Below are 2,153 nucleotides of genomic sequence, written 5' to 3'. Positions count from 1 at the left end.
TGGAATAAAATTTTAATTTGAACAGAAGAATAAGAAAACAGTAGTATCCTGAAAGGATTCTAATTTTACCTTTTCAGAGTATTTTCAACAAAACTTTTATTCGGGTTTAATTAAATACAGGCTTTCTTAAGCTCACTTGAGCATCATGGGTTACATAAAATCACTAAATATTTATACTTGTTAAGTAATAACAACTCTTTAAAAACTAATACTTATGCTTTTGACGAAGCTACTAAAATTAGCTAATAGAATTTAAATTAGCTAAATATTTATAAATACATATAGAATAAACCTTGATATTCAGGTAATTTCACATGTGCTTTTATAAAAATTTTTTGGCGATTGATAATTAAATTGCAGTAAACAAATATGTGTTTTCATGTACTTGAAGTTATCTAAATAAATAAATATTTTTCTACTTCAGAAACTGTTTATTTCTTATCCTTATAGGTATACTGAAAAATACCTACCTTTATCAGCGTATCTATGATTATTTATAACGAGATTAGTTGATCTGATCTAAGTGGCTAAATTTAAGAAAGAAAGTTTATTTAGCGTAGTAAGAATTGGGGGGGGATCTAAACCTCTCTGTAGTCCGGACGAAGAAATAATCTATTTGTTAATTAGAATTTACACATTACACAGGAGGAAAAAGATCCTATTTTTAAAATTTTCTAGAATTAGTTGATGTATGCATTAGCAGAAAGACATGATTAGTTTACCATAAGGAGCTCTAATTTAGCAAAAATTAAAGGATGTCTTAGAAAAATTGTCTAATTTAATGAGCGAGTGTATTTTATAACGTCATTTTGAATTTAGAGAAGAACATACTTAATTTTTAATTGAAAAATGTCTTGAAGATGTACAGTAAATCAATTGATAGACGAGAACTAAAAACTATTTGAATTAGTGAGTTTTGATTATTAATAGCTTACTTTTAAAATTTTTAGAAAGGTTTATGGCTTTCGAGTGAAGCGAGGTAGTTCCTCGCTTCACTTACGGTATGATATTTAAAAGCGACTTCGTCGGCTTACACCGTCACGTCCACCAGTTTCACGTCGACGACCGAAACCATTGCTGTTATTATCTCGGGCAATATTTACTCGGATTTTACGGCCTTGTAGCTCAACGCCGTTGGCAACCAAGGCAGCTTGTGCTCCATTTTGGTTTGTATAGGTAATAAAAGCAAACCCTTTAGATTGGCCCGTTTCGCGGTCCGTAATTAATCTGGTTTCTTCAATATCACCATATTGCCCAAAAAAAGATTGAAGATCATTAGCTGTCACATCATATGACAAGCTCCCCACATAGACTTTATTTTGACTCATCGTCATTTTCCTTTGGTTATAGAAATATAAATGCTTTTGTAAGAATGTCAGGAACTATCACATGAAAAGAAGCCCAAACAAATCTATACTTGGCTTTAGTATTGTACGAGATAATCTTGAAAAAAGATATGAATATCGCGTGTTCGTAGAAGGTTATTTCTATAGAAAGCCCAAGGAAGCATTTCTAATTTTTAAATAAAATTAAAGGTAAATAGGGCGTGTTAGTATAGTCTCCTCATGTTTAAAAGAAGTGTATCTAGATAATAATTATAACAATCTAATAACCCCACTGAATAATGCTAAAAGTTTTCAAAAAAGTTTTTTAATTTTTTAAATAGTTACAGTAATTTTTTAGTTTTTATTGTAGAGGATGGGTCGACATAAAAAGCACTATAAATTAAACATGTGGCTGCTTAATTGTATTAAGTATTCCAAAATTAAGAAATTATTTTTACTGCTGATGGTTGGCACAAAAGGTGTCAATTTAGGGGTGAAGGGACTGAGAGTAATTAAGAGGATATAAAGTGACCCAGAGTAATACGGGAGCCACATTGTATTAATACCAATAGAGAGAGTATAATGTTATTTTAACTACTTTGAAAGAATTTTAACAAAAAAAATCTTGACTATTGATTTAATAGATATATCGCTTTTAATTAAAAAAATTTCTGAAATTGACGATCAAAATAATAAATTCAGATTCCTTTTAGTAACCATTACTCATATTAATAATTAATTATAAACTATTAATCTTTCAAAGAGTATCACTAAAACAATTATTTATCAAGTAGGAAGTAGAGTATATATTGAAATATTGATTTATAT

Annotated in this window: 1 protein-coding gene; it reads right to left on the bottom strand. The window is 29.3% G+C overall.

The features are described 5' to 3' along the window. Positions 1–1,010 precede the first annotated feature (1,010 nt). Positions 1,011–1,328: an RNA recognition motif domain-containing protein gene (locus tag CLERM_RS00185; protein WP_102156621.1), complete on the bottom strand. Its 318-nt coding sequence runs from the start codon at positions 1,326–1,328 to the stop codon at positions 1,011–1,013. Between the last annotated feature and the right edge of the window lie 825 nt (positions 1,329–2,153).

It is taken from the genome of Coxiella-like endosymbiont (assembly GCF_002871095.1).
Classification (GTDB): domain Bacteria; phylum Pseudomonadota; class Gammaproteobacteria; order Coxiellales; family Coxiellaceae; genus Coxiella.
The sequence above is the reverse complement of the archived record's forward strand: the minus strand, read 5'-3'. Positions and strand labels throughout refer to the sequence as shown.